The sequence below is a fragment of the Candidatus Zixiibacteriota bacterium genome, from assembly GCA_035574315.1.
Classification (GTDB): domain Bacteria; phylum Desulfobacterota; class Binatia; order UBA9968; family UBA9968; genus DATLYW01.
Genome location: DATLYW010000037.1, coordinates 17672 through 41672 on the forward strand (window position 1 = coordinate 17672; position 24001 = coordinate 41672).

Here is a 24001-nt window from a genome sequence, read left to right on the forward strand (position 1 = left end):
TCGCCTCAGAACAGTCCTTCCTTCTCCAGCTTCCGCACGATGCGGTCGTCGACGATGTTCTCCGCCCTGAGCTGGCGGATCCTGTCGTTGCCGGCCCCCAGGAGGCGGATCGCGTTACGAATGCCGTCGGTGTTCGGATAGATCCTTCTTTCGTAGAGGGTCTTCATCAGCTCGTAGCCCTCCTCTGCGTCCTCGAAGCGCTTGAGGCGCAATCCTTTCCAGAGGCTTTGCATCACCGCCTTCTTGTTTTCGGGCCTGGCGATGAACTGCGTGGCCAGCGCCATCGCCCGGAGCACCTTCTCGACGACGTCCGGCGAGGAGCTGACAAAGCTCCGGCGCACGAGCACTCCCGTGCTCTGGTACGGAATCCCCAGCGTCGCGAGGTCGGCCAGCACGTTGAAACCCTGGCGCTTGAGGATGGAAGCGAAGGTATAGCCGAAGTACGATCCGTCGATCGCCTTGCTGGCGAGCGACTGAGCGAGCACAGCCTCGTCGCCGACGATGCGCAGGTTGAGCCGGTCGCGTTTCGGGTCGATGCCCCAGTGCTCCAGAACCAGCATCGTGATCATCCAGATCCCGCCGCCGATGCTCTGGACCCCGATGTTTTTTCCCCTGAGGTCGGCGGGCGTCCTGATGTGCGGCGCGGCGACGAAGGCACCGGTGAGGCGGTTGACCAGCCCGGCGACAAAGACGGCATCGAGGCCTCCCGCGATCGCTCCCAGCGTGGCGCCCGTGCCCGAGCCGAAATAGAACTGCGACTCTCCGGCGGCGAGCGCCGACAGGGCGACGGAGCCTGTGCGGACGTAGACGAGCTGCGCGTCGAGCCCCTGCTTCTGGAAAAATCCCTGGTCCTCGGCGACGAGAAGCGCCCCCGCCGTTCTCTCGTTGAAGCTCGCGTAGGACAGCACCGCCTTCGAAGCCCCCGAGGCGGGGGAAACGGCGAGCAGGACCCAGAGAGACGCCGCGGCCGGAGCGAATTTTCCTGGAAACATGGCTGCCTCCCGTCTGGCTGGCGACGCGGGCTCGGAAAGAGAGATGTCTGTTCGCCCGTCAGCAAGATGCCCGCGGCGGCACCTCGAAGGAAGCGGAAGACCTCGATCTCGACCTCATCGCCTTTTCGAGCCTTATACCGGCGTGCGCGACGAGGTGTCAACGGCGCGCGGGGTTCCAGCCCCCGGTTTGACTCCTGCGGGGGCCATTTGCTACTGCTCGAGGCGCCGGCGCAGCGCCAACGCGCCGGGAATTGCTTCCCGCGGAGGCTTCATGCAAATCGCCATAGGACTGCCGAGCCGCGTCGCGTCGGCTTCGGGCGACGTCATGCTCGAATGGATCGGGCGCGCGGAGCGCGGGCCGTTCTCCAGCGTGGCCGTAACCGATCGCGTCGTGTCGCAGTCGCTGGAGCCGCTTTCCCTGCTCGCCGTCGCCGCCGGCGCGACGCGGCGCCTCCGGCTGATGACGAGCGTGGTGATCGGGCCCACGCGGGAAACCACGCTGCTCGCGCGCCAGGCGGCGACGATCGACGTCCTGTCGGGCGGCCGTTTCACCCTCGGCGTCGGCATCGGCGTGCGTGAAAACGACTACCTCGCCACCGGCTTCGATTTCCACCGCCGGGGCCGCCGCTCCGAAGAACAGTTTGCGACCCTGCGCCGCCTCTGGGCGGGCGAGGCGCTGTCGGGGGAGACCGGGGCGATCGGACCGCGGCCCTGCAGGGCCGGCGGTCCGGAGCTCTTGATCGGCGGCTACGTGCCGGCGATCGCGCGGCGCATCGCGCGCTGGGGCGACGGCTACATGGCCCCGGGCGGCGGCGACCCGGAGATCCTGCTCCAGATGTGGCGGCGAATCGAGCGGGAATGGCAGGAGGCGGGACGGACCGGCAGGCCGCGCTGGGTGGGCGCGAGCTACTACGCGCTCGGCCCGAAGGCCGCCGACCACGCCGCGGCTTACATCAACGCCAACTACGGCTACAGTCCCGAGCTTGCCGCCCGGCGGCTGCGCACCCTGCCCGCTTCGACGGCGGCCGTGAAGGAGGCGATCGAGCGCCAGGCCGACATGGGCGTCGACGAGCTCATCCTTCGCCCGTGCGCGGACGATCTGGAGCAGCTCGATCGCCTCGCGGAAATCGCCGGTCGCGTTTCGTAGTCGGAGCGGGTACCGGAAGAGTCCGGACAATTAAATGATTTCCGGTCTCCGGTCCCTGCTTCTTGTCGAGCCCGGCTCACTGTTCTGACAATCAACTCCGTTGACATGCCATTCTCGCCAGCGTTAGCAGGTCCGGGACTTCGAGGTCCGGGTGCGCCCGGGCGGGAGGGGTGGCGCCGGGGCCCTGCTTGCCGCGACGGCGGTTGACCCAGACGGCGGAAAGGCCGAGAGCCTTTGCGGGCGCGATGTCGTGGAAGAGGCTCTGCGCGACGTGGAGGATCCTGCTCGTGGGCAGACCGATTCTCTGGAAGGCCGCCCGGAAGTTGTTCAGCGAAGGCTTGTACGACCGCACCTGCCGTGCGGTGACGACCCAGTCGAACCGGGCCTGGAGCTTTTTCGCCGAGAGCTCGAAGAGGTCGTCGTCGATGTTCGAGATGACGGCGAGCTTGTACTTTTTCCCGAGCGCGTGGAGCGCGTCGGCGGAGTCGGGAAACGCCGGCCAGTCCTTGACCGATTCGGAGAAGCGCCGGAGCTCGCTTTCGTCGGGCGCAAAACCCAGCCTGGAGCCCATCCCCCGGAGCACATTCTTCAACACCTCCCTGTACTCCCGGTATTCCCCGCCCTCGATCCCGGACTCCAGCTCGCCGTAGAGCGCGAGAACCTCCTCGGCGGCGGCCCGGACGCCGTGCCCGGCCAGAATGGGCTGCAGCGCCTTCCAGAGGCCGGTCTCCCAGTCGACCAGCGTGCCGTAGCAGTCGAAGGTCAGCACTTCGAAAGCGTCGAAATCCAGCATGGATTGTCCTCCGCGCCCGGAGAAGGCGCGCCGCTTTTCATTCCCTCCGGCGCCGCGTTCCAGAATACCGGGCCGGACGTTCGGCGCAAGACCAAGGCGCCACCCTCCCTGTCTCCGCCTTGATTCGATTCCGGCCTTTGGCTACTGTTCGGCTGAATCACGGAAAACGACGAAAGGAGCCGGCTCATGGGTTACAGGCTCGAGCACGTGGCGATCAACTGCAAGGACCTCAACGAATCGATCGAGTACTTCCAGAAATTCCTCGGCGGCAAACCGACCGCGATCCGCAAGGGCTCGGCCGGCTACGGCTTTTGTTTCATGACCATCGACGGCGCTCCTGCGATCCAGCTCATGGAATCGAACGGCGAGACCGGCGTGCATCATTACGGTTTCGTCGTCGACGACATCGATCACGTCGCTTCCGAGTTCCGGCGCAAGGGCGCCGAGATCGTCCGCGAGAACCGCGACGCTTCCGGGAAGCTCACCACGATCTTCGTCAAGGATTGCAACGGCCTGCAGATGGAGCTCAGGACCGCTCGCTGACAGCGGCCCGCGTCCGGGGTTGTTGACTTTCTCCGGAGCCGGCTCTAATTTGGACCTACAAGGTCATAGATCGAAGTCAGGAGGAGCCATGGCCAAAACGTTCCAGGAGATCATGGCCGAGGCGCGTAAAGAAGTACCCGAGGTGACCGCGCAGCAGGTAAACGATCTCTTGAAAAGCAACGGCAAAGCCCCCGTTCTGGTTGATGTCCGCGAAAAGGACGAATGGCGGGAAGGACATCTCGAAGGGGCGATCTCCCTGCCCCGGGGCTTTCTCGAGATCAAGGTCGAATCGACCATTCCGGACAAAAACACGCCGATCATCGCCTACTGCGCGGGCGGTGTGCGCTCCCTGCTCGCCGCCAAGGTACTGAAGGAGATGGGGTACCGGAACGTCTCCTCGATGGCCGGGGGATATGCGGCGTGGAAGAACGCCGGATACAAATGGGTCCAGGATTTCCAGTACACGCCCGAGCAGCTGATCCGCTACAGCCGCCATTTCCTCCTGCCGGAAGTGGGTGAAGAGGGTCAGGCCAAGCTGCTCCAGGCCAGGGTGCTGCTGGTAGGCGCGGGCGGGCTCGGGTGTCCGGCCGCCTTTTACCTCGCTGCGGCCGGCGTAGGCACGCTGGGCATCATCGACAACGACGTCGTCGACATCTCGAACCTGCAGCGGCAGATTCTCCACACCAACGACCGCGTCGGCAAGCCGAAAGTGGAATCGGCCAAGCTCACGCTCGAGGCCTTGAACCCCGACGTGACAGTGGTCCCCTACCAGGCGAAGCTCACGTCGGCCAACATCATGGACATCATCAAGGACTACGACATCGTGGTGGACGGCTCCGACAATTTCCCGACGCGATACCTCGTCAACGACGCGTGCATTCTCGCGAAGAAGCCGAACGTCCACGGAAGCATCTTCCAGTTCGAGGGCCAGGCGACGGTCTTCTACCCGGGCAAGGGCCCCTGCTATCGCTGCCTCTATCCCGAGCCGCCGCCCGCCGAGATGGCGCCGAGCTGCGCGGAAGCGGGCGTCCTGGGCGTGCTCCCCGGACTGGTGGGCGTCATCGAGGCCCTGGAGACGATCAAGCTGATCCTCGGCAAGGGCGATCCGCTGATCGGCAAGCTCGTGTGCTTCAATACGCTCACCATGGAGATCAACACGCTGAAGCTCCGGCGCGATCCGGAATGCCCGATGTGCGGCGATCGGCCGACGATCCACGAGCTGATCGATTACGAAGAGTTCTGCAGCCTCCGCCACTGAGCCGGCGGCGGGGGGAGGAGACAAACCGGGGATGTAGCGCCGCCCGCGCCGTGCGCGCGACGGCGCGGCCTAATCCTCCGGGAGGCCTACCGCCCTTCGCAGCTCGCGCACCTCTGCGGGAGTAAGCCGGCGTATCGCGCCCGGCTCGAGCCCTCCGAGGGCGACCGGGCCGACGCGAATCCTGATCAGCTTCTCGACGAAATAGCCGAGCGCGGCGAACATGCGCCGCACCTCGCGCTTCCGGCCTTCGCGCAGCTCGATCTCCACCCATGCGTTCTTCTTCAGCCGTTCGACCACACGGACCCGCGCCGGCGCCGTCATGCCGTCCTCCAGGCGGATACCTTTCCGCAGCCGTCCCAGCTCCTCTTCGGTCGGGCAGGCGCTGAGCTTGACCCGATAGACCTTGGGCACGCCGTAGCGGGGATGAGCCAGCCGCTGCGCCAGCTCGCCGTCGTTGGTCAGGAGCAGCAGGCCCGCGGAGTTGAAGTCCAGGCGGCCCACCGGGTAGACCCGCTGCTTTTCTCCGAGCCCGGACAGCAGAGCGGTCAGGTCCGGCCTGCCGCGCGGATCGCGCAGGGAGCTGACGAATCCGGGCGGCTTGTGGAGAGCGAAATAGAGCCGGGCGGGCGCGGGCCGGATCCGTTTGCCGTCGACCTTGATGCTGTCCTTTGAGGGGTCGGCGCGGGTGCCGAGCTCGCGAACGACCCGCCCGTTGACGGTGACCCGCCCGTCGAGGATCCACTGCTCCGCTTCCCGGCGGGAGGCGAGCCCGGCCCGCGCGATGATCTTCTGCAGCCGCTCCATCGATGAAGGGAACCTGTCACTCTTCGTCGGGCTCGGCGGGAACGTCGTCCCCCACTCCCTCGGGCGGGGCGATTTCCTCCAGCTCCTTGAGCGCGGGGAGCTGGCTCAGGTCCTTGAGGTTGAAAAGCTCCAGGAACTCCTGCGTCGTGCCGTAGAGGAAGGGGCGCCCGGGAACGTCCTTGCGGGCGATCGCGCGGATCAGGCCGCGCTCGAGCAGCGTGGCGATCACGCCGTCCACGTCGACGCCGCGGATCGCCTCGATCTCCGCCTTGGTGATCGGCTGGCGATAGGCGATGATCGCCAGCGTCTCGAGCGTGGCGCGGCTCATGCGAGCGGGCCTCCCGCGAAGGAACTTCTTGACCCAGTCGGCGTTGACTCGCGGCGTGCGCAGCTGGTAGCCGCCGGCGACTTCCACGAGGCGGATGCCGCGCCGCCCGCCTTCCAGCTCCGCGGCCAGCTCCTCGAGCGCGGCGCGGATGGCCCCGCCGTCCACGCCGTCGAGCGCTTCAGCGAGCCGCTGCAGCGTCACCGGACCGTCGGCGACGAAGAGCAGGCTCTCGAGGATCGATTTCAGCTCCTCACGTTCCATGCCGCTCTTCCTCGCCCGCTGCCTCCATTTGCGCCGCCGGCTCGATCAGGATCGGCGCCGCGATCGCCTCCTGGAAGATCCGGATGACGCGCATCTTCACCAGCTCGAGCATCGCGAGAAAGGTCACGACCACCTCCATGCGGGAGGCGGCCGCATCGAAGCAGGACTCGAAGAGGAGCCTCCCCTCCCGCCGGAGCCGGTCGAGCAGCAGCGTCATCTTCTCCCGGACGGTGATCTTTTCGAGCACCACCTCGTGCACCGCGTCCTTGGGGAGCCGCTCGAGCACGCGCTGCAGAGCGGCCACCAGCTCGATCACCGAAAGTTCGCGAAAGCCGGGAGGGCCGACCTCCTCGACGGGCGGAGCGGCGCGCGTGAAGACGTCGCGAGCGAGGATCTCGCGCCGCTCGAGCTGGTCCGCGGCCTCCTTGAACCGCTGATACTCGAGCAACCGACGCACCAGCTCTTCGCGCGGGTCGTCGCCCTCCTCCTCGTCCGGCTCCTCCTCGCCGGCCGGCAGAAGCATGCGCGATTTGATGTGAACGAGCGTGGCGGCCATCACCAGGAACTCGCCGGCGACGTCGAGGTTCAGGCTCTGCATCAGCTCGAGGGCGGCGAGATACTGCTCGGTGATCGTGGCGATGGGAATGTCGGTGATGCTGACTTCGTTCTTCTTGATCAGGTGGAGCAGCAGATCGAGGGGGCCCTCGAAAATCTCCAGCTGAACCCGCGTGCTCACAAGCCCAACGCCTCACGGACCTCGGCCATGGTCTCCGCCGCCTTCTTTTGCGCCGCCCGGGTGCCGTCGGCCAGCACGTCCCGGACCGTGTCGGGCCGGGCCTCGAGCGCGGCGCGCCGCTCGCGGATCGGCTGCAGCTCGTCGATCACGTGCTTGATCATCACCTTCTTGCACTCCAGGCAACCGATGCCCGCGGTCCGGCAGCCGCGGGAAACGTAATCGATCTCGTCCTCCGTGCAGTAGATCTTGTGGAGCTGGAACGCGGGGCATTTCTCGGGCTCGCCGGGGTCCGTGCGCCGTACCCGGGCCGGGTCGGTCGTCATCCGGCTGAGCTTCCGGTCGACTTCCTCCGGCGGGTCCGACAGGAAGACCGCGTTGTTGTAGCTCTTGCTCATCTTGCGGCCGTCGAGGCCGGGAAGCTTCTGGGTCTCGGCGAGGAGCACCTCGGGCTCGGGGAAGATCGGGCGGTAGAGCTGGTTGAAGCGCCTGACGATCTCGCGCGTGAGCTCGACGTGCGGCGCCTGATCCACGCCGACGGGGACCCGGTTCGCCTTGTAGATGGTGATGTCGGCCGCCTGCAGGACCGGGTAGCCGAGAAAGCCGTAGGTCGAAAGATCCTTTCCCGTGAGTTCCCTGATCTGCTCCTTGTAGGTCGGGTTGCGCTCCAGCCACGGCACCGGCGTGATCATCGAGAAGATGAGGTGCAGCTCGGCGTGCTCCTTGACGAAAGACTGGCGGAACAGCGTGCTCCGCGCCGGGTCGAGCCCGACGCTCAGCCAGTCCCTGACCATCTCGACCGCGTTCTCCTCGATGCCCTGGGGCGTCGCGTAGTCGGTGGTCAGCGCGTGCCAGTCGGCGACGAAGAAGTAGCAGCGGTAGTCGCCCTGGAGGCGCACCCAGTTTTTCAGCGCGCCGTGCAGGTGGCCGAGATGCAGCCGCCCCGTGGGGCGGGCGCCGCTTACGATCGTGTCCATGAGATCAATCCGTTTCTACAGGAGACCGAAGAAGAAATCCACCAGAAAACCGACCGGCGGCCCGATGATCCGATCGAGCATGTGCGTCATCAGCAGCAGGATCACGATCAGGAAGCCGAACGGCTCCACCCGCGCCAGCGTCGAGGAATGCGGCTCGGGCAGGAAGCCGACCAGCACCCGGCCGCCGTCGAGCGGCGGCAGCGGAATCATGTTGAAGACGGCGAGCACGACGTTGATGACGATGCCGTTCCGGGCCATCAGCACGATCGGCGAGAAGAAATCGGCGAGCGCGGAATCGTGCGCCCCGGCGAACAGCGGCAGCGTCGCCTTGAGCAGGAAAACACACGCCAGAGCCAGCAGCAAGTTGGTGGCCGGGCCGGCGGCGGCGACCCAGATCATGTCCCGCTTGGGGTTGCGCAGGTTGAAGAAGTTCACCGGCACGGGCCTCGCGTAGCCGAAGAGGAAAGGCGCCTGCGCCACGATCAGCAGAACCGGGATCAGAATCGTCCCGACGGGATCGATGTGGGCGAGCGGGTTCAGCGTCAGCCGGCCCATGCGCGCCGCCGTCGGGTCGCCGAAGCGATAGGCGACCCAGCCGTGCGCCACCTCGTGAAAAATGACGGCGGCCAGCACGGGCAGCGCCCAGATCGCGATCTGTCTGATGGTATCTTCCAACGTCGGCAACCGCAGCCTGATTTCCACCATGAATACGGCAAGGCGCCCCAAAACACAAGTTTTCCGGCGCGCCTCGCTACCCCGAAGCGGGATCGCCGCTCCCGCGTTCGCGCGGGTGGTGGCGCCGGTGGGCCTCCTTCAGGCGCGAGGCGGTCACGTGGGTATAAATCTGCGTCGTGGAGATATCGGCGTGGCCCAGCATCGACTGCACGGAGCGCAGGTCCGCGCCCCTTTCGAGGAGGTGCGTCGCGAACGAATGTCGCAGCGTATGCGGCGAGATCTTCTTCTGGAGGCCGGCCGCGCGCGCGTAACCCTTGATGAGCTTCCAGAATCCCTGCCGCGTGAGCGGCCGCCCCGAGCGGTTGATGAAAAGCGCGGAGCTGCTCCTTCCCTTGAGAAGTCGCGGTCGGCCTTCGGCGAGGTAGCGGAGCAGCCGCTCCTTGGCCCATCGGCCGAACGGCACGGCCCGGACCTTGGAGCCTTTTCCCTGGACGACGAGATAGTCGCCCTCCAGGTCGAGCTGCGGCAGGCGGAGCGAGATCAGCTCCGAGACCCGGAGCCCGGAGGCGTAGAGCAGCTCCAGCATCGCCTGGTCGCGCAGGCCGAGCGGCCGGCGCGGGTCCGGCTGGTCCAGCAGCAGGCGGATCTCTTCTTCCGAGAGCGCGTGGGGCAGCTTGCGCCCGGCCGCGGCGGAGCGGAAGGCGAGGCGCGGCAAGGCCGCGATGGACCGCCGCTCGGCGAGAAAACGGTAGAAGCGGCGGATGGTGACGATCTGGCGGGCGATCGATCGCGGGCCGAGCCCCCGGGCCCGCGCGGCGGCGGCATAGGCGCGGACCTCCGCCGCGCCGGTGTCGCTCCAGGATGTGATCCCGTTTCGCGCCACGAACGCCGAGAACTGGGCGAGGTCGCGGCCGTAGGCTTCCAGCGTGTTGCGCGCCAGCCCCTTTTCCACCTCCATGGCGGCGAGGAAGGCGTCAACGGGCGGGCTGAGCGAGTCCTTCATCGGGTTGCGGCGCCAGCGTTTCGTAGAGGGACCGCCGGATCGCCTCCAGGCGCCCGGCATCGTGGATCTTTTCCCCCCGCTCGTCGGTGACGTAGAAGACGTCGGCGACCTGATCGACGTTCGTGGAGATCTTGGCGACGTGAATCGAGAGGCCCAGGCGGTGGAGCGCGTAGGTGATCGTGAACAGGACGCCGATCCGGTCCTCGGTGTAGACCTCGACGATCGTGAAGCCGTCGGACGCCTCGTTGTCGATTTCGATCGAGGTCGCGACCTTCGGCACGCGCTTGCGGAACAGCGCCGAGCCCGGCGACGACGCCACCAGACGCGCGACGTCGATTCGCCCTGCGAGCACCCCGTCGAGCGCCGCCCGGACGCGCTCCCATTTCTGCGCGTCCATGACCGGCTCGGACCTCCCCCGGTGCGCCACGCGGAAAACGTCGAGAATACGGCCGTCGCTCGCGGTGAAGATGCGGGCGTTGAGGATGTCGAGGTTCATCGCCGCGAGGACGCCCGTGATGGCGGCGAAGAGGCCCGGGCGATCCATGGCGCAGACGACGAACGAGCTGCAGTCTTTTTCGGGGAAATGTTGCACGGCGGTCACGGCGCCCTTGCCGGTGAACTGTTCCATCAGCTCGAAATGGGCCGCGATCTCGTCCTCCGGGGTGGCGAGGAAATAGCGATCCGGCATCGTCTCGAGGAAATGGCGGACGCGCTCCTCGGGGTGTCGCTCCTCGAGCCGGCGGCGCAGCCGCCGGGCGGTCCGCCGCAGGATCGCCTGGACGTTTCGCCGCGGCAGCTCGCCCTTTTCCATCTCCTCGAGCACGTCCAGGGCCTTCACGTACAGCTCTCCCAGGAGCGAGGCCTTCCACGGATTCCAGACGTCCGGCCCGACCGCTTTCACGTCGGCGAAGGTCAGGAGGTAGAGCATCTTGAGATTCCGGATGCTCCCCATCGTGCGGGCGAAGCCGATGATCGTTTTTTCGTCCTCGAGATCGCGCCTGAACGCGGTGTGGGTCATCAGGAGGTGGTGGCGCACGAGGAACTCGACGAGCGCCGTGTCGTCGACGTTGAGGCGCATGCGCCGCGCGATCTGCCGCACCATGCGCGCGCCGATCTCCGAATGGCCGCCCCCGAACCCTTTGCCGATGTCGTGGAACAGGAGCCCGAGGTAGAGCAGCTCGATCTTGTCGGCCTCGCGGGCGAGCTGCGTCAGCAGCGGGAGCGAGTCGTTGTAGGCGCCGCTCTTGAGCCGCTCGATCTCCTGGATCAGGCGCAGCGAGTGCTGGTCGACGGTGTAGACGTGATAGGCGTCGTGCAGCGCCATGCAGAGCAGCCGTCCGAATTCCGGAATGAACGCTCCGAGCACGCCGCAGCGGTGCATTTCGAGCAGCGTCTCGTAGACGCGGTCCTTCCACTTCAGGATCTCGAAGAACGGCAGGTTCGCGGCCGCCGAGCGGCGGAACTTCTCGTCGATCAGGTCCAGGTGGTCCCGCAGGAGCTCGCGGGTTTCGTGGCTGAGCTCGCAGCGGCTTTTTTGGAGGTCGGCGAAGACGCGCATGAGATTCCCGGGCTCCGCCCGCAGGATCTCGGGACGGGTGACCCGGAGCTGCCCCTTGTGGACGACGACGCCGTCGCGCAGCGTTTTCGCCAGGGAGTAGGCGCCGCCGAGGAACGAGCGCTGGCTCTCGGTCAGACGGTGGATGATCAGGGAGGTGACGCGGCTCACCTCCGACGCCTGGAGATAGTACTGCCGCATGAAGACCTCGACGCCTTTGAGCTTGCCCTCGCCCTCGTAGCCGAAAGCCCGGCTTACCCGCTCCTGGTCGTCGAAGGTAAGCTGGTCCTGATGCTTGCCGGCGGAAAAATGGAGCTCGTTGCGCACGCGCAACAGGAAGTCCTGGGCCTCCTTGAGCTTGCGCACGTCGGCCGCGGAGACGATCCCCTTGCGCACCAGGTCGTCGAAATCGCGCGCATTTTCCTTCACCCGCGCGATCCAGCGCGCCGTGTGAATGTCGCGCAGCCCGCCCTCGCCTTCCTTGATCTCCGGCTGGAGCATGTAGACCGAGCCGCCGTAGCTCGCCCGCCGGGCCCGGCTCTCCGCCAGCTTTTCCTGGATGAAGCGGTAGGCGCGGCGCCGCGCGAGCTTGTGCTCGACCGCCGCCTCGAAGGTCTGATAGAGCGCGAAGTCGCCGCACAGGTAGCGCGCGTCGAGCAGCGCCGTCTTGACCTTAAGGTCGAGTGTGCCCAGGCGGATGCAGTCCGCGACGCTGCGCGTCGCGTGCCCTACCTGGAGACCGGCGTCCCACAGCGCGTAGAGCAGCTTTTCCGTCACGGACTCCACGTAGGCCGAGGGTTTCCAGGAATGGAGGAACAGGAGGTCGATATCCGAATAGGGACAGAGCTCGCCGCGCCCGTAGCCTCCCTGCGCGACCACGGCGCAGTTGGGGCTGCGGGTCGGGTAACGCGCCAGGAATTCCTCGCTGATGGCGGAAAAGAGATGACGGATCAGATGGTCCATCATCGTCGCGTACGCGGAGGCGATCTCGGTGCCGCCGGCGCCCGCGCGGTGGCGCTCCCACAGAGCGGCCCGGCCGGCCTTGACGAACGCCCGGGCGAGCGCCGCCGGGTCGGCGATGTCGCGGGTCTGCTCGAGAATCGAGTGGGACAACGCTACGGCGTCCATGCGTCGGAATCCCTTCACAAGGTTTTCATCGCCGTGGCCGTCTCCCCGTACTTCCGGATCCCGTCGTACAGGGCGTCGACGAGCGCGTCCTGATAGGAATCCCGGGCCATCAGCCGGCCCTCGTCCCGATGGGTGATGAAGAACAGCTCCACGAGCACGCTGGGCATCCGCGCTCCGACGAGCACGTAGAACAGGGCCTTCTTGACGCCGAGATCCCTCACCTCGCCCATCTTCTTCGACATGCCGGCGACCAGCGACCCGTGCATGCGATGAGCGAGGGTGATCGAGTCCTCGAGCTTCATGTTCTGCACCATGTCGCTCAGGATGAACTGCAGGTCGGAGACGTTCTTGCGCGAGGTGCCGTTCTCGCGCGCCGCCAGGCGGATCGCCGCCTCGTCGGTGGTGTTGTCCAGGTAATAGGTCTCGAGCCCCCTCGCCTCGCCGTTGGGGCTCGCGTTGGTGTGCAGCGAGATGAACAGGTCCGCGTTCTCGGCGTTGGCGATCGCGGTCCGATCCTCCAGGCTGATGAAACGATCGTCGTTGCGGGTGAGGATCACCTCGACGCCCATCTCCTTTCTCAGCTTCCGCGCGAGCTTCTTCGCGACGCTGAGAACGACGTCCTTTTCCGCGATGCCGCCGAAACCGATCGCCCCGGGGTCCTTGCCGCCGTGCCCGGGGTCGAGGACGATCTTGCGGATGCCGGCGATCTCCGATGCGCCGTTGCCTTTCGGCGCACGCGCCGGCGCGAGCTTTTTCGCCGCCGGCGCCGCCGCAGGGCCGTTGCTGTCGCCCTTGCCATGGATGTCGACGACCAGCCGGTAGGGGTCGGGCAACAAAAAGGCCTGGTGCGATACCACGCTGCTGGCGTCGAGCACCACGCGCACCACGTCCGAGCTGAACTGTCCGACGCGCACCTGACGCAGCAACCCGTCCCGGACCGGGATCGGCTCTCTGGACCCCGCCCCGAGCTGCGCTCCGAAGATGTCGATATAGATCCGCGGCGGCAGGCCCCGGGCCGGGTCTTCCTTCAAGCGATGCGTCTCGTAAAGAACCGCACGCGAGAGATCGATGGTGACCCGGGTGTAGTTCCTGGACGAAAGAAAGCGCACGGCGCCGACCGTGGCCCGCTCCACCGGACCCGCGGCTCCCGCCCGGGCGGGAGCGGGCTCTTTTTCGCCCGCGGGCGGCGGCGCGGCTTCGTCGGAAAGCGCGGCGCCCCCGAGAAGCGCGGCCAGGGCGAAACCCGTCAGCGCCTGAAGCAGCAACCCGTGCGCCTTCTTCGTTTTCACCGTTTCGCTTCCTCGGACAGCCGGTGGAGCAGGTTCAGCGCGTCGAGCGGCGTGAGGCGCGTCACGTCGAGCTTGCGCAGCTCCTCGCGCAGCCGGCGGTCGCCGGTGTCGAACAGCGGCATCTGACGTGGCGCCTCGTGGGGCCCCGGCGCGGCTCCTGAAGGTTCCGGGATCTCGCTCGTGGCCTCGAGCCGGCGCAGGATCTCTCTCGCCCGGTCGATCACCGGCGCGGGGAGGCCGGCCAGGCGCGCGACGTGGATGCCGTAACTGCGGCTGGACGCTCCTTCGGCGAGGGTTCGCAGGAAGATGATCTCGCCCTGCCACTCGCGCACCGCGAAGTTGTAGTTCTTGATCCGCTCCTTGCTCTGCGGCAGGTCCGCCAGCTCGTGGTAGTGCGTGGCGAACAGGGTTCTCGGGCGGGCGTCCAGATCGTGCAGCCACTCCGCGACCGCCCAGGCGATCGACACCCCGTCGTAGGTGCTCGTGCCGCGGCCCACCTCGTCGAGGACGATCAGGCTCCGGCGCGTCGCGTGACGGAGGATGTTCGCGGTCTCCTTCATCTCGACCATGAACGTCGACTCTCCCTGAGCCAGCGCGTCGCCCGCGCCGATGCGCGTGAAGACCCGATCGACGAGCCCGATCGCGGCCTCGCTCGCCGGCACGAAGCTCCCCATCTGCGCCAGGATCACGATCAAGGCGACCTGGCGCATGTAGGTCGACTTGCCCGCCATGTTGGGCCCGGTCAGCAGCACGATCTGCGTCGTCTCCGGGTCCAGCCGGCAGTCGTTGGGCACGAAGGCGCCGCGGCCCATCGCTTCCTCGACGACGGGGTGGCGCCCTTCGCGGATCGACAGCGCAAGCCCGTCGTCGACCTTCGGGCGCACGAAGTGGCGCGACAGCGCCACCTCCGCCAGCGACACCAGCGCGTCCAGCTCTCCCAGGGCGCCGCTCGTGGCCCTGAGCTCGGCGTAGCGCGACGCCACCTGCTCGCGCACCCCGGCGAACAGCGCCTGCTCGAGCTTCTCGATCAGGCTTTCGGAGTTCAGGATCTTCGCCTCGTGCTCCTTGAGCTCCGGCGTGATGTAGCGCTCCCCGTTGACGAGCGTCTGCTTGCGGAGGTAATTCGGCGGTACCGCCTTGATGTTCGCCCGGGTGACCTCGATATAGTAGCCGAACACCCGGTTGTAGCGCACCTTGAGCGAAGCGATCCCCGTTCGCTGCCGCTCGGCCGCTTCGAAGCGGGCGATCCACTGCTTGGCGTGCGCCCGAGCGCCGCGGATCTCGTCCAGCTCGGCGTCGAAGCCTTCGCGGATCGTGTTGCCGTCTTTCAGGGAGAACGGCGGCTGGTCCACGATGGCGCGTTCGAGGAGGGCGACGACGTCGGGAAGCTCGGCGAGGCGCGAACCGATCGAAGCCAGCAGGCGCGACGGCGCCCCCTCGAGCCGCCGACGAAGCACGGCGACGCGCCCGAGGGCTTCCTTCACCGCCGCCAGATCTTTCGGCGAGGCGCTTCCGGAGGCCACCCGCCCGGCGAGCCTTTCGAGGTCCTGGATCCCGCCGAGCGCGCTCCTCAGGTCGCGGCGCAGATCGAAGTCGTCCACGAGCGCCTGCACGGCGTCCTGGCGCTCCTCGATCGCCGCCACGTCGAGAAGCGGATAGAGCAGCCACTGGCGCAGGCGGCGGGCTCCCATGGGCGTCACGGTCCGGTCGATGAGCCCGAGCAGCGATCCACCGCGCTCACCGCGGTTGCTGGCGACGAGCTCGAGGTTGGCGCGGGTGGTCTCGTCGACCACGAGATAGCGGGACGCCTCGTACGGCTCGATCTCCCGAAGCACCTTCAGCGCTTCCGGAGCGTTGGCTTCCAGGTAGCTTTCGATCGCCGAGGCGGCGCGGAGCGCCTCGGGGCCGCTCCCGGACCGCAGCCGGCGCGCGGCGCCGTCGGAAAAAGAGGCTTCGGGCACGGCGGTGAGGTGCGCGCGCGGGAAAGCCTTCTGCAGCCGGCTCCGCAGCGGACGGTCGCGGTCGGCCACCAGGATCTCGCTCGGCCGGATACGGGCGATCTCGTCCAGCAGCGACTGCTCTTCCGCCAGCCCGGTGCAGCGGAACTCTCCGGTGGTGATGTCGGCCGCCGCCAGCCCGAACCGCTCCTCGCGGCGGAACACCGCCGCGAGGAAGTTGTTGCCGCGCGCGTCGAGGGATTCGACCGCCGTGACCGTCCCGGGGGTGATGACCCGGACGACCTCGCGCTGCACCACGCCCCGGGCGGTCCTGGGATCCTCCACCTGCTCGCAGACCGCGACCTTGTGGCCCGCTTCCAGAAGCTTCTGAATGTAAGGTTCCGCCGAGTGATACGGCACCCCGCACAGCGGCACGGCGGCCTCCTCGCTCTTGTTGCGCGAGGTGAGCGCGATGTCGAGGATGCGGGAAGCGCGTTCGGCGTCCTCGAAGAACATCTCGTAGAAATCCCCCAGGCGAAAGAACAGTATCGCGTCCCGGTACCGCTCCTTGATCCGGAGGTACTGCTGCATCATCGGGGTGATTTTGGCAGTTTCCATGCGAATCACGCCGCACCGGAAGCCTTGGCGCCGCAAGGCTGCGGGCGGGTCCGCCGGCGCCGGGCGGTGCCGGCGGTCTGGCGCACCTGCAGGCTGAGATCGCGCACCAGGCTGCCGATGCCGAGCGAGAGGATGAACCGGCGCTTCATCGCCTCGAGAATCTTTTCGCGGTCGTCGGTGATGACGAACAGCTCCTCTCCGTCGGTGAGATATCTGAGCGTTTCCGTCTCCCGGGCCCCGGCCGGCGGATAGCGCCGCAGCGGCGACAGGCAGCGGCGCACCTTCTGCGGGCTCAGGCCGCGCCGGCTGAGGTCCTTCATGACCTTGAGACAGATCAGGTCGTGAAACGAATAGAGCCGCCGCGTGCCCCGGCCGCGCGCCAGCCGCACGGACGGCCGGATGAATCCCCGCTCGTCCCAATACTGGATCTGGCGGAGCGAAACGCCGACGATCCGGCTTGCGGTCTTGCTGTCGTACGCTTCCATCGTGTCCGGCACCCGGGGGTTGAAAACAACCGTGTTTTCATGACCCTAAACCGGATGCGCCGGGCATGTCAAGACGAGATCCGCGCCGCGGCCTTGACGAAAAAAGCGCGGCCGGCGTATGCTCGGCGGCGCGAGAACGCTTCTCCTTGCGGAGGCTTCCATGACGATCAGTCACGCGCGGGGCAGGGCCCTGCACCTCGCGACCCACTCCGGCTGGTACCGCTTCGAGCCGGAAAATGGCGGCTGGCGGCAAACCGGTCGCGCCCTCACCTACTGGAATGCGACCTGCCTCCAGGTCGACCCGGAGGATCCGGCCCGCCTGTTCGTGGGAACCGAGCACTCGGGGCTCTTCGTGACCGAGAACGCGGGGCGCGACTGGCGCCGGGCGGAGCCCAACGTGCCGAGGCTCACGACGACCTCGATGCTCGCTTTGCCGGGAAAGCTCCTCGTCGGCACCGTTCCGGCGGCGCTCTATTGCGGGGCCGGCGGCGCCTGGACGGAGCTGGAGGGCGTGCGGCTGGCGGCCCGCGGCGCGCTCTTTCCCCCGAGTCCCGAGCTGGGGGCGCGCACGCGATTTCTCGCTTCCGAGCCGCGACCGGAGCGGCGCCTGTACGCCGGCATCGAGGTGGGCGGCATGCTGATCAGCGACGACGGCGGGCGCCGGTGGCGTCCCGCCAACGAAGGGCTCGAAGATCCGGACGTGCACGAGATCCTCGCAAGCGCGCGCTTTCCGGGGCTCGTCGTCGCCGCGTGCGGCGAGGGGATCTTTCGCAGCCGCGACCGCGGGGAGCACTGGGAAAAGGTGACGCCGCCCGGGCCGCGGGCCTACGGCACGGCGGTTGCGGAGGATGGCGACGGCGTCATCTATCTCGGGATCGCGCTCGGCCGGCCGAATACATGGCTCCGGCGGGAACGGGCCGACGCCGCCGTCTTCGCCAGCACCGACGGCGCCGCGTCCTGGCGGCCGGTCGCCGAGGGTTTGCGCGGTGGCGTGCTCGATCTCTGCGCTGGAGTCGACGGGCGCGGGGCGATCGCCGTGACCTCGGAAGGGGACGTTTACGCGGTCGACGCGCGCACCTGCAGGCGCATGATCGGCGATCTCCCCTGCATCAACGCCGCCGCCGTTGCGGCCTGACGCCTCCACGGCGAGCGGCCGGCGCCCTCAGGCTCGTCCCAGGCGCTCGTAGCGACCCTGGAAGAAGAGCAGTGGTCGCCCTCCCGACGCGCCGGTGCGAGTGATCTCGCCGATCAGGATCGTGTGGTCGCCGCCGTCGTGCGAGCGCACGACCTTGCACTCGATGTGCGCCATGGCGCCGTCGATCAGCGCCGCCCCGTTGTCCGCCGGCCGCCACTTGAGTCCGGCGAACTTGTCGACTCCCTTGGTGGCGAACCGGCGCGATATCTCCTCCTGCTCCTCGCTCAGGACGTTTACGTTGAAGACCTTGGATTCCGCGAAGCAGAAGTAGCATTGAGCGGTCTTGTCGACGCTGATGACCACGAGCGGCGGGTCGAGGGAAAGCGACATGAAGGCGTTGGCCGTGAGACCATAGTGCCGGCCCTCCTTGTCGCGGGTGGTGATGACGGTTACGCCGGTCGCAAAATGGCCCATGACGCGGCGCAACTCCTGAGGCTCGATCGTCACGTCGTTCGCCATCGTGGAAGCTGCTTTCATTGGTAGCAGACCGGTTCCGCCGCTGTCAAACCCGAGGTTGTCCCGGCGGGTCCGCGAGCTGGACGGCGGGCTCGCGAAAGTGATAAGTAAGGACGGAAAGGAGAACGCGCGATGGCAGTGCAGGAAACCACGCCCGGCAGTTCTTTCGATCGCTACATTGCGAGGATCAGGGCTCTGTGGGGAAACGGCAGGGATCCGGAGCTCCCGTTTCGGGTCAAGTCGCTGATGGAGGAGCTTTTCGCGTCCACGTCCCCGGACGAGCCGTGGATGGCGCGCCTGATTCGGGAAGCTCCGCTGTCGCGCGAGCTCTATCGGGACCGAGAGCACGGCTTCATCCAGATGGGTCACGTTCACCGCCAGGGCCACGGGAATCAACCGCACGACCACGGTCCCTGCTGGGTCGTGTACGGCGCGTACAGCGGGGTCACGGAGATCACCCGCTATCGGCGGACCGACGACCGGTCTGTGCCGAGCGCGGCCGTGCTCGAGGTCGACCGGGTCGACCGGCTCACGCCCGGCGCGGTCCAGCCCTACTTGCCGGGAGAGATCCACTCGACCCGCGCGGTCGAAGGGCCGGCGGTGGTTTTCCGCTTCCTGAGCTACGACCTCGACCGGGTCGAGCGCTACCGTTACGACCTCCGAAATGGAACCGTCGCCCGCGTTTGACCGGGCGGCGGCCCATTCCCGCAACGCACGGGCGTAGGGGCATGCCAGGAGAAGAGATCTTTTTCGAGCAGATTCGTTCGGCGGGTTGTCTTTCGTATCTGCTGGGCTGCAAGGCCGAACGCGCCTGCGTGCTGATCGATCCCGAGCTCAGCAAGGCCGAGGACTACGTCGGGCTGGCTCGCTTCTTCGACGCCTCGATCCTTTACGCGATCGACACGCATACCCACGCGGATCACAATTCCGCATGCAAGGTCCTGCGCGAGCGCCACGGCATCCCGGTCGTGATGCACCGGCTCGCCGAGGCTCCCTACGTCGACCTTCGCGTCGACGACGGCGACGAGATCCGCTTCGGGCGCCAGGCGCTCACGGTCCTCTACACGCCCGGCCACACCCCGGACGCGGTCTGCCTGCTGTTCCGCGACCGCATCTTCACCGGGGACACGCTGTTGATCGGCGGTTGCGGCCGCACCGATCTCCCGGGAGGCGACGCGGAACAGCAGTTCGACAGCCTGCGCCGGCTCGAGGCGCTTGCCGACGACGTCCGCGTGTATCCGGGGCACGACTATCGCGAAGCGGTCTCCACGCTCGGCGAGGAAAAGCGGCAGAACCCGCGGCTGCGGGTCGCCTCGCGGGACGAGTTCGTCCGTGTGATGACTGCGCGCAGGCCGCCGCTGCCTCGCAAGATCGCGCAGGCGCTGGAATGGAACCGCACGCCGATCCAGGGCACGCAACGCGGAAGCGGCGAAGGAATCTGACCCGCTACTCCTCGATCACGTAGGCTTCGGGCGCCGGCTTGTAGGAGCGCGGCAGCCAGAGCGGCCGGCGCAGGCCGCTCGGCCCCGGTGCCGGCCGGGTTTTCGCGATCCAGCGCTTGTAGACTTCGTGCGCCTTGCGGGTGTCGACGAAGACATCGCCGTAGCGGTCTTCGGGGCCCGGCTTCGCGACGCGCACCTTCTGGTGCCAGCAGTGCTGGCCGCTGATCCAGTCGGGCTGCACCGGAAAGGTCAGGTTCTGGTGCACGCCGGCGTCCTGCCAGAAGATCCGCGCGGAGTCCGGGTCATCGCTCGCAAACGGCCGCACGCCGTGGATCTGGCGCATCATCCACTTGCCATCGCCCATCCGCCTGAGCTCGACGAGCGCCGTCGACCACCGTTCGCCGCCGATGTCCTCTTGGAGCCGCCAGCGGCCGAGATGGTGCGAGCAGGCGATCACGCCGGGTTTGATCCCTTCGGTGACCCAGACACGATCGACGAAATAACCGATCTCGGTGTGAACCTTGAGCAGGTCTCCGGTCCTGACGTCGAGATTCTGCGCGTCCCGGGGATGGAGCCAGAGCGGGTTTCGGTGCGAGATCTCGTAGAGCCACTTGGCGTTGCCCGAGCGGGTGTGGATCAGCGTCGGCAGGCGAAAGGTGGGCAGAAGGAGCATCTCCCCCGCGTCGACGTCGATGCTGTCGCGGTGCACGTGGCTCTTGATGTAGCCCGGGATCGCGTACTCCGGCCACTTCCATTCTTTGAGCGTGCGCGAGAAAAACTCCAGCTTGCGCGACGGCGTCGGAAAGCCCGCGACCGGCCGCCCGTCGACCTCGACGCCGATCGGGGTCCCGTCCCTGGCCAGGACGCCCGTGGCGGCGCTTCGCGTCGCGCCCTCGACCTCGCCCGGGGCGAGAGGCTTCTCGTGCGCCGCGTAGACCTTTTCCTCCACGAGAAACGCCCCGTATTTCCGCATGTAGGCGAGCGGCGTCAGCCCTTCGCGGGCGGCGGCCTCGGGCAGGCCGGGGACGCTGTGCTCGAAGATCCAGCCGTAGTAGTCGTCGACCGTGAGCTTCTTTCCCGGCTCGTACGGCGACTCGAAGTACTTGCGGATCCCGAGAGATCCGTCGGGGTCGACCCGCCACGACAGCTCGATCCAGAACTCGTCCTCTTCCCACACCTCGCCGATGCCCGCTTCCCGGTGCGCTTCGTAGGTGAAGTCGAACCTCTTTCCCTCCTTTTCCAGTGCGACCCGGACCACGGGCTGCCGGAACGCGATCCAGCGCGCCGCCTGCGTCTCCTGGCTCATCAGGTCGTGGCGCTCCGGCCCGTGCCCCATCGGCAGCACGTAATCGGCGAACCAGGCGGTCTCGCTCCACGTGGGTGTCAGGCAGGCATGGCGCTCGATCTTGCCCTCGTCACAGAGCGCCTCGATCCAGCTCATGCCGTCGGGGTTGGTCCAGACGGGATTGTAGACGCGGGTGAAATAGACCGCCAGCCTGCCGCGCCCCTCCTTGAGAAAATGGGGCAGGAGGAAGCTCATCTCGAAGAACGCCAGCGGGTACTCGCGCGGCAGGAGCAGCTCGTTCCACACCTTCGGCGGCGGGGGCATGAGGGGCGGCTGAGGGACGAACTTGTGCCACGCGTTGGGTGCGGTCCCGCCCGGCGCGCCCACGGCGCCGGCGAGGACAACGAGGAACTGGAGCGCGCGCGCCACCTGCCAGCCTCCGAGATTGCCGGCCGCCGCGTTGCGCCAGACGTGCGCGGAGACCGCGGGAGCGGCCTTGGCGATCTCGCGGGCGACCTCGGCGATCACGCCCGCGTCCACGCCCGCCTCGCGCGCGGCGAATTCCGGCGTGAACGGGGCGTAATTTTCCTTGAGGAGCGCGACGAAGGTATCGAAGCTCCGGGGCTTTTCCGGATGCTCCTCCGCGAGATATTCCTCCCAGTTCACCCAGCGGCGCAGGAAGTCGCGGTCGAAAAGATCCTCGCCGAGAAGCACGTTGCACATCGCCAGCAGGACCGCCGCCTCGCTTCCCGGCCACGGTGAAATCCAGTAGTCGGCTTTCGAGGCGGTGTTCGACAGCCGCGTGTCGATCACGCAGAGCTTCGCGCCGGCCTGCTTTCCCTCGATGATCCGCTGCGCGTGCGGATTGAAGTAGTGGCCGGCCTCGAGGTGCGAGCTGAGCAGCAGGATGAAGCGCGCGTTGGCGTGGTCCGGAGACGGGCGGTCGATGCCGGACCAGAAAGCGTAGCCGGCTCGCGCCCCCGCGGAGCAGACGTTGGTGTGGCTGTTGTGCCCGTCGATGCCCCAGGCGTGAAGGATGCGCTGGTGGTAGACGAGCTCGTGGCCGGGCCGGCCCACGTGGTACATGATCTCGTTGCGCCGTCCCTCGGTGAGCGCCTTGCGGATACGGGAGGCGAGGTCGTCCAGGACCTCGTCCCAGCTCACGCGCTCCCACTTCCCTTCGCCGCGCGGCCCCACCCTTTTCAGCGGGTACCGTATGCGCTCGGGATCGGTCACCTGGTTCAACGTCGCCGGCCCCTTGGCGCAGGCGCGTCCTCGACTCCCCGGGTGCTCGGGGTTGCCCTCGAAGCGGCGGATGCGACGGGTGTCTTTTTCGACGAACGCCAGGAGCCCGCAGGCGGCCTCGCAGTTGAAGCAAACCGTCGGGATCACGCGGTAGCGCTTTTCGACCTTCCGGGGCCAGTGCGCGGTGTCGAACTCGACCCAGTCGTCCCAGGCGGAAACCGGAGGGTGTGTCGACAGGGCGGCGGGCTCCAGGCCGGCGGCGGCAGGATTCAAGGGTTGGCGCGGGTCACTCATGATCGGATCCTTTCAGCTCAGAGGCATGGCCTGCCCCGCCTTGATCCAGAGGTGCTCGTAACTCCACACGCCGACGAGCGCGAGGACGGCGGCGACGATGTTGGGGAGCGGCGAAGCCGTGGGCCAGAGCGTGAGCGCGATCGGGAGCAACCCGCCCGCGGCCACCACGACGAGCCAGAACGGCTTCCACAGAGCACCCTTGACGAGCAGGTCGGCGGCGCGGCGTGTCCCCTCGCCCCCGTGGTCCATCAGCAGATCGACGAAGGCGATGGCGAGAGCGGCAAGCAGGGAAACCACCAGCGCGTTTCCCAGCCAGTGAAACGCGGCGCCGCCCATCAGCGGCAAGGGCACCACGAGCTGGGATGCCCCCGCCAGGATCAGCGCCGCCGAGCCCGCGACGAGCGCCTGGGCGAGCAGGTGCCAGAATTTCAGCGGGCTCTGCCAGAAATCGCGCCCGCGGGCCTGCGCGAAGAGAAAGGCGGAGTAGCAAGCGGCGGCGACGGCGAGCACGGCCGCCGGCCAGAAGACAGCGGGCGGCGCGAAGCCCCGGCGAAAGCCGTAAGCAGCCCAGACAACCGCTGCCGCTGCGTAGGCCGCAAGAACATAGCCGCCGAGCACCAGCCACGAGCTGCGGTTCGGTCGCGTGAGGATGTAGAAGAAGCGCGCCGGCTTCTTCAGATCGGCGATCAGCAACCCGAGAGTGAGCGCGAGGAAAACCAGCGCAATCCCCGGGCTCACCAGCGCAAGCACCGGTGCGTCCGGTTGCAGGCCCGCGTTGGCGAGCAGCGCCGAGACGAGCAGCACGCCGGCCGCCACCGACTTGCTCCAGAGGTAGGCCGAGATCTTGGCGCCCCACGGCGTGGCGTGGGGCACGTCATAGACCTCGCGCGAGGTCTCCACCGGGGCGGCTCCGGCACCGGCGGCCCGCAGCGCGTAGAGGTCCTCCCCCGGATTCTTTTCTCCCCAAAGATAGCCCTCCTGCGGCGCCATGCGCGACGGTTCGAGCAGATCGCCGTCGACGCCGACGTAATAGAGCTTGGGGCGCGTTCCCTTCTCGGGTTTGCGCACGGCGACCTTCTCGGTCGCGATCCGCCGGCTGATCGCGCTCGCCGGGTCGTCGAGGTCGCCGGAGAGGATCGCCTGCGTCGGGCAAACGGCCTCGCAGGCCGGCTTGTAGCCCATTTCGATGCGGGAGGCGTCGAAGTTGCATTTGGCGGCCGTGTTCCGCTCCGGGTCGATGTAGAGCGCGTCGTACGGGCAGGCCTGCATGCACGACTTGCAACCGATGCAGCGCTCTCCGTCGAAGTCGACGATTCCGTCGGGCCGCCGGAAAAGCGCAACCGTCGGGCAGATCTCGATGCAGGGGGCGTCGTCGCAGTGGTTGCAGCGCAGGACGGCGAAGTGGCGCCGGGTGTCGGGATAGCGGCCCTTTTCGACGTACTTCACCCAGGTGCGGTTGACGCCCAGGGGAATGGCGTGCTCTTCCTTGCAGGCCACCGTGCACGCGTGACAGCCGATGCAGCGATTCTGGTCGATGAGAAATCCGTAACGCATCAAG

The 24001-nt window shown here is 67.4% G+C and carries 21 protein-coding genes; 6 read left to right on the forward strand and 15 right to left on the reverse strand.

The window, feature by feature from the left end:
- Window positions 1-5: 5 nt before the first annotated feature.
- Window positions 6-992 carry an ABC transporter substrate-binding protein gene (locus tag VNN77_12775; GenBank protein ID HXG52262.1) on the reverse strand — a complete coding sequence of 329 codons (987 nt, stop codon included), beginning with the start codon at window positions 990-992 and terminating at the stop codon, window positions 6-8.
- A gap of 271 nt (window positions 993-1263) precedes the next feature.
- On the opposite strand from VNN77_12775, the gene VNN77_12780 reads away from it, so the two are divergent.
- Window positions 1264-2139: an LLM class flavin-dependent oxidoreductase gene (locus tag VNN77_12780; GenBank protein HXG52263.1), complete on the forward strand. Its 876-nt coding sequence runs from the start codon at window positions 1264-1266 to the stop codon at window positions 2137-2139.
- A gap of 91 nt (window positions 2140-2230) precedes the next feature.
- Here VNN77_12780 and VNN77_12785 read toward each other — a convergent pair whose 3' ends face one another.
- Window positions 2231-2932 (reverse strand): haloacid dehalogenase type II, encoded by a 702-nt coding sequence (locus VNN77_12785; GenBank protein HXG52264.1) that lies wholly within the window; start codon window positions 2930-2932, stop codon window positions 2231-2233.
- A gap of 186 nt (window positions 2933-3118) precedes the next feature.
- Between VNN77_12785 and VNN77_12790 the strand changes: the two genes are divergently transcribed.
- Window positions 3119-3475: a VOC family protein gene (locus VNN77_12790; protein ID HXG52265.1), complete on the forward strand. Its 357-nt coding sequence runs from the start codon at window positions 3119-3121 to the stop codon at window positions 3473-3475.
- Window positions 3476-3563: 88 nt separating this feature from the next.
- Entirely contained in the window at window positions 3564-4733 is a 1170-nt protein-coding gene (gene moeB, locus VNN77_12795; GenBank protein ID HXG52266.1) for a molybdopterin-synthase adenylyltransferase MoeB, read from the forward strand.
- 69 nt (window positions 4734-4802) lie between these two features.
- Here the strand turns inward: moeB and VNN77_12800 are convergent, their stop codons facing one another.
- The 10 genes from VNN77_12800 to VNN77_12845 are packed head-to-tail and all read right to left on the reverse strand — an operon-like array spanning window position 4803 to window position 16526.
- On the reverse strand, window positions 4803-5537 hold the full coding sequence (locus VNN77_12800) for a pseudouridine synthase (protein ID HXG52267.1): 735 nt from the start codon (window positions 5535-5537) through the stop codon (window positions 4803-4805).
- A 16-nt stretch (window positions 5538-5553) separates the two neighbouring features.
- A complete protein-coding gene (gene scpB / locus VNN77_12805) occupies window positions 5554-6126 on the reverse strand; it encodes an SMC-Scp complex subunit ScpB (protein ID HXG52268.1) in 573 nt (190 codons plus the stop codon).
- The gene (locus VNN77_12810; GenBank protein ID HXG52269.1) at window positions 6116-6862 is read right to left on the reverse strand and encodes a segregation/condensation protein A; all 747 of its coding nucleotides are present in this window, start codon (window positions 6860-6862) and stop codon (window positions 6116-6118) included. Before VNN77_12810 ends, scpB begins: the two co-directional genes overlap by 11 nt.
- Window positions 6859-7836 (reverse strand): tryptophan--tRNA ligase, encoded by a 978-nt coding sequence (trpS, locus tag VNN77_12815; GenBank protein ID HXG52270.1) that lies wholly within the window; start codon window positions 7834-7836, stop codon window positions 6859-6861. Before trpS ends, VNN77_12810 begins: the two co-directional genes overlap by 4 nt.
- Before the next feature lie 15 nt (window positions 7837-7851).
- A complete protein-coding gene (locus VNN77_12820) occupies window positions 7852-8541 on the reverse strand; it encodes a site-2 protease family protein (protein ID HXG52271.1) in 690 nt (229 codons plus the stop codon).
- Window positions 8542-8587: 46 nt separating this feature from the next.
- Window positions 8588-9514, reverse strand: a complete 927-nt coding sequence (gene xerD / locus VNN77_12825) for a site-specific tyrosine recombinase XerD (GenBank protein HXG52272.1) — start codon at window positions 9512-9514, stop codon at window positions 8588-8590.
- Window positions 9486-12197 (reverse strand): [protein-PII] uridylyltransferase, encoded by a 2712-nt coding sequence (gene glnD / locus VNN77_12830; GenBank protein ID HXG52273.1) that lies wholly within the window; start codon window positions 12195-12197, stop codon window positions 9486-9488. Before glnD ends, xerD begins: the two co-directional genes overlap by 29 nt.
- 14 nt (window positions 12198-12211) lie before the next feature.
- Window positions 12212-13486 carry an N-acetylmuramoyl-L-alanine amidase gene (locus VNN77_12835; GenBank protein ID HXG52274.1) on the reverse strand — a complete coding sequence of 425 codons (1275 nt, stop codon included), beginning with the start codon at window positions 13484-13486 and terminating at the stop codon, window positions 12212-12214.
- Window positions 13483-16041, reverse strand: coding sequence for a DNA mismatch repair protein MutS (mutS, locus tag VNN77_12840; GenBank protein ID HXG52275.1), 2559 nt, complete (start codon window positions 16039-16041; stop codon window positions 13483-13485). Before mutS ends, VNN77_12835 begins: the two co-directional genes overlap by 4 nt.
- 5 nt (window positions 16042-16046) lie before the next feature.
- Complete coding sequence (locus tag VNN77_12845; protein HXG52276.1) at window positions 16047-16526, reverse strand: MerR family transcriptional regulator; 480 nt, start codon at window positions 16524-16526, stop codon at window positions 16047-16049.
- A gap of 160 nt (window positions 16527-16686) precedes the next feature.
- Between VNN77_12845 and VNN77_12850 the strand changes: the two genes are divergently transcribed.
- Complete coding sequence (locus tag VNN77_12850; protein ID HXG52277.1) at window positions 16687-17661, forward strand: hypothetical protein; 975 nt, start codon at window positions 16687-16689, stop codon at window positions 17659-17661.
- A 27-nt stretch (window positions 17662-17688) separates the two neighbouring features.
- Here VNN77_12850 and VNN77_12855 read toward each other — a convergent pair whose 3' ends face one another.
- The gene (locus tag VNN77_12855; protein ID HXG52278.1) at window positions 17689-18198 is read right to left on the reverse strand and encodes a flavin reductase family protein; all 510 of its coding nucleotides are present in this window, start codon (window positions 18196-18198) and stop codon (window positions 17689-17691) included.
- A gap of 111 nt (window positions 18199-18309) precedes the next feature.
- On the opposite strand from VNN77_12855, the gene VNN77_12860 reads away from it, so the two are divergent.
- Complete coding sequence (locus tag VNN77_12860; protein ID HXG52279.1) at window positions 18310-18864, forward strand: hypothetical protein; 555 nt, start codon at window positions 18310-18312, stop codon at window positions 18862-18864.
- A 41-nt stretch (window positions 18865-18905) separates the two neighbouring features.
- Entirely contained in the window at window positions 18906-19619 is a 714-nt protein-coding gene (locus VNN77_12865; protein HXG52280.1) for an MBL fold metallo-hydrolase, read from the forward strand.
- Window positions 19620-19623: 4 nt separating this feature from the next.
- Here VNN77_12865 and VNN77_12870 read toward each other — a convergent pair whose 3' ends face one another.
- Window positions 19624-22443, reverse strand: a complete 2820-nt coding sequence (locus VNN77_12870; protein HXG52281.1) for a molybdopterin-dependent oxidoreductase — start codon at window positions 22441-22443, stop codon at window positions 19624-19626.
- 12 nt (window positions 22444-22455) lie between these two features.
- A complete protein-coding gene (locus tag VNN77_12875; GenBank protein HXG52282.1) occupies window positions 22456-23997 on the reverse strand; it encodes a 4Fe-4S dicluster domain-containing protein in 1542 nt (513 codons plus the stop codon).
- Between the last annotated feature and the right edge of the window lie 4 nt (window positions 23998-24001).

Excerpts from the sequence above, each read along its gene's own strand:
- scpB (HXG52268.1), bottom strand. The coding sequence starts at position 6,126 with ATGGAACGTGAGGAGCTGAAATCGATCCTCGAGAGCCTGCTCTTCGTC.
- VNN77_12790 (HXG52265.1), top strand. The coding sequence starts at position 3,119 with ATGGGTTACAGGCTCGAGCACGTGGCGATCAACTGCAAGGACCTCAAC.
- moeB (HXG52266.1), top strand. The coding sequence starts at position 3,564 with ATGGCCAAAACGTTCCAGGAGATCATGGCCGAGGCGCGTAAAGAAGTA.
- VNN77_12860 (HXG52279.1), top strand. The coding sequence starts at position 18,310 with ATGGCAGTGCAGGAAACCACGCCCGGCAGTTCTTTCGATCGCTACATT.
- VNN77_12855 (HXG52278.1), bottom strand. The coding sequence starts at position 18,198 with ATGAAAGCAGCTTCCACGATGGCGAACGACGTGACGATCGAGCCTCAG.
- mutS (HXG52275.1), bottom strand. The coding sequence starts at position 16,041 with ATGGAAACTGCCAAAATCACCCCGATGATGCAGCAGTACCTCCGGATC.
- VNN77_12875 (HXG52282.1), bottom strand. The coding sequence starts at position 23,997 with ATGCGTTACGGATTTCTCATCGACCAGAATCGCTGCATCGGCTGTCAC.
- VNN77_12820 (HXG52271.1), bottom strand. The coding sequence starts at position 8,541 with ATGGTGGAAATCAGGCTGCGGTTGCCGACGTTGGAAGATACCATCAGA.
- trpS (HXG52270.1), bottom strand. The coding sequence starts at position 7,836 with ATGGACACGATCGTAAGCGGCGCCCGCCCCACGGGGCGGCTGCATCTC.
- VNN77_12865 (HXG52280.1), top strand. The coding sequence starts at position 18,906 with ATGCCAGGAGAAGAGATCTTTTTCGAGCAGATTCGTTCGGCGGGTTGT.
- VNN77_12850 (HXG52277.1), top strand. The coding sequence starts at position 16,687 with ATGACGATCAGTCACGCGCGGGGCAGGGCCCTGCACCTCGCGACCCAC.
- VNN77_12800 (HXG52267.1), bottom strand. The coding sequence starts at position 5,537 with ATGGAGCGGCTGCAGAAGATCATCGCGCGGGCCGGGCTCGCCTCCCGC.
- VNN77_12780 (HXG52263.1), top strand. The coding sequence starts at position 1,264 with ATGCAAATCGCCATAGGACTGCCGAGCCGCGTCGCGTCGGCTTCGGGC.
- VNN77_12845 (HXG52276.1), bottom strand. The coding sequence starts at position 16,526 with ATGGAAGCGTACGACAGCAAGACCGCAAGCCGGATCGTCGGCGTTTCG.
- glnD (HXG52273.1), bottom strand. The coding sequence starts at position 12,197 with ATGGACGCCGTAGCGTTGTCCCACTCGATTCTCGAGCAGACCCGCGAC.
- VNN77_12775 (HXG52262.1), bottom strand. The coding sequence starts at position 992 with ATGTTTCCAGGAAAATTCGCTCCGGCCGCGGCGTCTCTCTGGGTCCTG.
- xerD (HXG52272.1), bottom strand. The coding sequence starts at position 9,514 with ATGAAGGACTCGCTCAGCCCGCCCGTTGACGCCTTCCTCGCCGCCATG.
- VNN77_12870 (HXG52281.1), bottom strand. The coding sequence starts at position 22,443 with ATGAGTGACCCGCGCCAACCCTTGAATCCTGCCGCCGCCGGCCTGGAG.
- VNN77_12785 (HXG52264.1), bottom strand. The coding sequence starts at position 2,932 with ATGCTGGATTTCGACGCTTTCGAAGTGCTGACCTTCGACTGCTACGGC.